This window comes from Lacticaseibacillus nasuensis JCM 17158, from assembly GCF_001434705.1.
GTDB classification, from domain to species: Bacteria; Bacillota; Bacilli; order Lactobacillales; family Lactobacillaceae; genus Lacticaseibacillus; species Lacticaseibacillus nasuensis.
This window is the reverse complement of the sequence record NZ_AZDJ01000026.1, coordinates 1-4,422: the sequence shown is the minus strand read 5'-3', so window position 1 is coordinate 4,422 and position 4,422 is coordinate 1. Positions and strand designations below refer to the sequence as shown.

Below are 4,422 nucleotides of genomic sequence, written 5' to 3'. Positions count from 1 at the left end.
GGCAATCACGCCAAGGACGCTGAGGGGTCACCCAGAGGCGTCTTTGGTGTGTTTTTTTGCCGTTTTTGGCCCCGGACTTATCCGCCCGGGGTGGGCGGATAACCTTTTCGAAAATTTGTAAAAAAATCGGCGACGCCTCTGATGATGCGCCGCCGATTGCATTATGCGGTCAACCAAACCAAAGTTTTCGTCCACTGCTCGAACCAATCCGGGCTGTCCCATTCCATCAACCGATCAAGGCCATAGCCCATCGGCTGATGATGATACGTCGTGTGATCCAGCGTCAGCGGCAAGTCGCGCCGGTGCAAGTGGCCAAACACGACGTCCGCGACGTGATACCGCTCCAACAACTCGCCGAGCCGTGCGGAGCCCATCAACGCAGTGACCATTTGCCAGCGCGCCTTGTCGGGAATCGCGCCCATCAACTGCTGCGTCGGCACAAAATGAGTGACGTAAATCACCCGTTTGCCTGCCGCAGCTTGCAAGGCGTGCTCGGTGGTTGCCAATACCCGCGCCTCCCGCGCCTGGTCCCCCACCGGCGAATCGATATTGCGGTCGATCCAGTAAGCCTGTTTCCATTGCTCAAAATCCGCCGGGGTCTTGTGTGCGCGCAACGCAGCCGGCGCCAACGTGTAATCGTACCAGCCGTTGTTGCCGATGATTACCGTGTCGGTGCCGGGCAGCGTTAGCGTTTGCTCATGCAAGTACAGCGGCGACAGCGCAGATTGGGCCCCGACGTAGCTGATACCCTTGACCAAGTCGTGATTACCCGCGATGAAGCGCACCTGAGTCCGCGGCCCCACCAGACGCTGCAGCTCCTGAAAATACCGTAACGTCTGCGTGAAATCGTTGAAGGTATCGCCACCATTCACGTACACGGCCACATGTTGCGCGCGCAAATACGCCGCTTGCCGCGACACGGCCTCTTGCGGATCGATGCGGCTCACATCGAAATGGTTATCTGTACTGACTGCGATTTTCATCGACATCACCTCTTGTTCATTGTACCGTAAGCCGCGACATTAAAAAAACTGCCATTCCCGCGAATGGCAGTCCGTCTAGCTTAGTTGACGCCTTTCATCAAGCGCTCGATGCGCGGCACCATCAGCAGGAGAATGCCCGCAAACACGATGGTGGCGATGCCGACGCCGGCAAAATACCAGCCTTCCGTCGCCTTGCTGTAGAGCTTGACCAGCTGCGCGTTTAACGCCTGGGCCGCGGCATCGGTGAGAAACCACATGCTCATCATTTGTGCGGCAAAGGCTTTCGGCGCCAGCTTGGTGGTGACGCTAAGGCCGACCGGTGAAATCAGCATCTCCCCGATTTCCACGACGGCCCAGCTCAGCAACAGCCACAGCGGGCTGACGCGCGTCTGGGTGCCAAACAGCATGACCGGCAGCACCAACACGAGGTAAGACGCGCCGGCGAAGACCAGCCCATAGGCGAATTTGCGCGGCGAGCTCGGCTGCTTGGTACCGAGTTTCACCCACAGCCAGGCAAAAATCGGGCCGTAAATCAGGATAAACAGCGGATTCAGCATCTGAAACCAGCCGGGCAGGATCTTGAACCAGCAGAAATTCAGTTGAGTTTGATCCGCGGCGAATACCGCTAACACCACCGAGCCTTGTTCCTCGATCGCCCAGAAAATCACCGCGGCGATGAACAGCGGCACGTAGGCCCACACGCGCGAGCGTTCCGTGGCGCTGACCTTGTGGCTGCGCAGCATCAAGATGAAGTAAGCAATTGGCACGGCCAAGGCCACCAGCGTCAACAACGTGATGACGTTATCGATGGTGAGCGCGTGCAGTGCCCCCATCACCGCCAGCAACGCCGCCACCACGACGACGCCGGCAGCCACCTTGAGGCCCAGCGCCTGCAATTCGTCTTTGGCGATGGGATCCTGCGCCTGGTTGCCCGCTGGATTCAAGGTGCGCCGACCGGAGACGACATAATAAATCAGCCCCGCGGCCATCCCGAAGGCGGCCAGGGAGAACCCGGCGTGGAAATTCACCTTGACCTGCACCCAGTTCACCACTAGCGGCGCCAGCAACGAGCCGAAGTTAATGCCCATCACGAAGATGCTGAACCCGGCGTCGCGCCGCACGTCTTCGGTCGAGTACAAGCTGCCGACCATTTCGGACACATTCGGTTTTAACAGCCCCGTGCCCAGCACGATGAGCACAATCGACGCGAATAACGCGGTGAGCCCCAGCGGCATGGCCAGCACGATATGGCCGAACATGATCAAGACACCGCCCCAAAACACGGTGCGGCGCGGCCCAAGTAAGCGGTCGCTAATAAACCCGCCGATAGTGGAACTCAAATACACCAGCGAGCCGTAAATTGACATGATGGATAGCGCAGTGGCCTTAGGCAGGCCCAGCCCGCCGTCGCTGACCGCATAGTACATGTAGTAGATCAGGATGGCGCGCATGCCGTAATAACTAAATCGCTCCCAGAACTCGGTCATCGACAGGGTCAATAGCCCCCGCGGGTGACCAAGAAAGGTGCGCTTGGTTGATTGATTCAAGTGAACATCTCCTCTAGGTAGTTGTAACCAAACCTAGGGAACGGATCCCGCGACTCCCTCAAACCGCTGGACACATAAAAACAATTATACCGGTGAACGCAGGCCGTCGCAAATCACGCCAACAAAAAAGGCGGCCACGCCGCCTGATCATTATTTACTTGAAGCACTCGACTTGGCACTGCTGCTGGCCTTGGTGCTGCTACTGCTGCTGGTTTGGCCGCTCATGCGCTTGCTGTAGTTGACCATGCTGGCTGGCAGCTGGCCGTTAAAGTAAGTCTTGGCAATCGTTGAGCTTTGTAGCGAGAACTCCTTAGACGCCGCCGTATACGCCGCCTGGTTCGTCCCCAGCATCGTCATCAGCATTTTCTGCGCGGCGGTGAGGTACTTCAACAAGGCCTGCGTCAGCGCCTGGTTGCTGTTGTTGTCTTGCAACTCCAGCTTCACTTGCGCCAAGGTCGTTTGGCCAGCGGTCGCCGTTTTCTTAATGGTGGCCTGGCTTTCCTTGTACGACGCCTGCTCCAACGGCTTCATGACCACGTCGGCGATTTTAACATAACGCTTTTCTAATTCCGCCGTGGTATAATTTTTACTGGTGATGACCGTTGCTTGTTTACTACTCGATTTCGTCGCGGTCCCACTTTCGGTCGACTTGCAGGCGCTCAGTCCGAACACAAGGATGACCACCGGCAATAACCATTTCAATTTAGACATCATTAAATCCCTCCAGCTTGGGATATTATACCATATTGGGAAAGGTGGGGCTGTTCATGGCTCTTTGGCACCTGATGTTTCAAAAACCAGCATTTAAGCGCAGCGATATCGACTACCTCACGGCGCAGCTCAATGAAGCAGGCACGTTTGGCGGCCTGCCAATCACCTCCTGTGGCGTCGTGCGCGACACCGCCGAGTTGATCTACGTCGACTTGGCCTTCGAGTTGGATCACGGCCTAACTCAGCCCGTATTTAACGACATGGCCAAGTTCCCGCTCCTGCTCGCAGCCGGCATCGAAGACGCGCCGCTGCCGGTTTATTACGCCGTCATGCAAAAGTCGCTTGCCGACCTCAACATCAGCTACCAAATGTATCCCGACCACAGCCTCGACATGTTTTACTGGCAACAATCACCCATTACGAAGGCCCCGGATACCGGATTGCACTTCAAGTAAGCCGCCATGTGCGGCTTATTTTTTCGCATGAAAAAAGCTTCCATTTCTGGAAGCTAGCCTGCCGTCTACTGGAATCGAACCAGCGACCTTCTCTTTACGAGGGAGATGCTCTACCGACTGAGCTAAGACGGCATTTGTGACATGACCCGTACGGGATTTGAACCCATGTTACCGCCGTGAAAGGGCGGTGTCTTAACCACTTGACCAACGGGCCATCACAACAACAAGACTGATTATACAGGACGACCAATTCACTGTAAAGGCCATTCCCCGGGTTTTTACCGCCCCACGCGGTCAAAAAAACGAGCCTGACGACCCGCATTGACTCCGGATGTCAGGCTCGAACTGACGACACCCTGATTAACAGTCAGGTGCTCTACCACTGAGCTAATCCGGAATGTAAAAAAAGCGCGGCAGCTTCCTACCCTCGCAGGCAGTCACCCACCAACTACTCTCGGCGTAGAGAAGCTTAACTTCTGTGTTCGGCATGGGAACAGGTGTATCCTTCTCGCTATCGCCACCGCACTTATTTAGTTGAAAGCTTTGCGCTCTCAAAACTGGCTATCATTGTTTTAGTTTTGCGTTGAACCGTATTTGTACGCTAGTCGTGCTCCGCTTGAGCGACGGATGAGTGTCGAGCGACGCTAATGTCATCACCGGCAAAGTGCCGCCGGTAACGCCATTAGCTAGGCCCGCCATCATCCTAAATGCGCCTGAGCTACACAG

The 4,422-nt window shown here is 56.1% G+C and carries 4 protein-coding genes, 3 tRNA genes and 1 rRNA gene; 1 reads left to right on the top strand and 7 read right to left on the bottom strand.

Translation table 11 applies throughout. The annotated features are described in order from the left end of the window. Nucleotides 1–161 precede the first annotated feature (161 nt). The 3 genes from FD02_RS06060 to FD02_RS06050 form a co-directional block, all read right to left on the bottom strand. Entirely contained in the window at nt 162–983 is an 822-nt protein-coding gene (locus tag FD02_RS06060; protein ID WP_054721703.1) for a metallophosphoesterase, read from the bottom strand. 80 nt (nt 984–1,063) lie between these two features. Beyond that, nucleotides 1,064–2,530, bottom strand: a complete 1,467-nt coding sequence (locus FD02_RS06055) for a peptide MFS transporter (RefSeq protein ID WP_054721699.1) — start codon at nt 2,528–2,530, stop codon at nt 1,064–1,066. A gap of 150 nt (nt 2,531–2,680) precedes the next feature. Then, nucleotides 2,681–3,241: a hypothetical protein gene (locus tag FD02_RS06050; RefSeq protein ID WP_156408257.1), complete on the bottom strand. Its 561-nt coding sequence runs from the start codon at nt 3,239–3,241 to the stop codon at nt 2,681–2,683. Between the two features lie 56 nt (nt 3,242–3,297). On the opposite strand from FD02_RS06050, the gene FD02_RS06045 reads away from it, so the two are divergent. Then, entirely contained in the window at nt 3,298–3,696 is a 399-nt protein-coding gene (locus FD02_RS06045; RefSeq protein ID WP_054721695.1) for a hypothetical protein, read from the top strand. 59 nt (nt 3,697–3,755) lie between these two features. Here FD02_RS06045 and FD02_RS06040 read toward each other — a convergent pair. The 4 genes from FD02_RS06040 to rrf all read right to left on the bottom strand — a co-directional run bounded on the left by FD02_RS06040 (nt 3,756) and on the right by rrf (nt 4,221). Further along, nucleotides 3,756–3,828, bottom strand: a tRNA-Thr gene (locus FD02_RS06040). Nucleotides 3,829–3,838: 10 nt separating this feature from the next. Further along, nucleotides 3,839–3,910 (bottom strand) — tRNA-Glu (locus tag FD02_RS06035). 111 nt (nt 3,911–4,021) lie between these two features. Beyond that, nucleotides 4,022–4,093: transfer RNA gene (locus FD02_RS06030), tRNA-Asn, on the bottom strand. 11 nt (nt 4,094–4,104) lie between these two features. Beyond that, nucleotides 4,105–4,221 (bottom strand): 5S ribosomal RNA (rrf, locus tag FD02_RS06025). Between the last annotated feature and the right edge of the window lie 201 nt (nt 4,222–4,422).

Coding starts and splice junctions, on each gene's coding strand:
- FD02_RS06060 (WP_054721703.1), bottom strand. CDS start 983: ATGAAAATCGCAGTCAGTACAGATAACCATTTCGATGTGAGCCGCATC.
- FD02_RS06050 (WP_156408257.1), bottom strand. CDS start 3,241: ATGTCTAAATTGAAATGGTTATTGCCGGTGGTCATCCTTGTGTTCGGA.
- FD02_RS06045 (WP_054721695.1), top strand. CDS start 3,298: ATGGCTCTTTGGCACCTGATGTTTCAAAAACCAGCATTTAAGCGCAGC.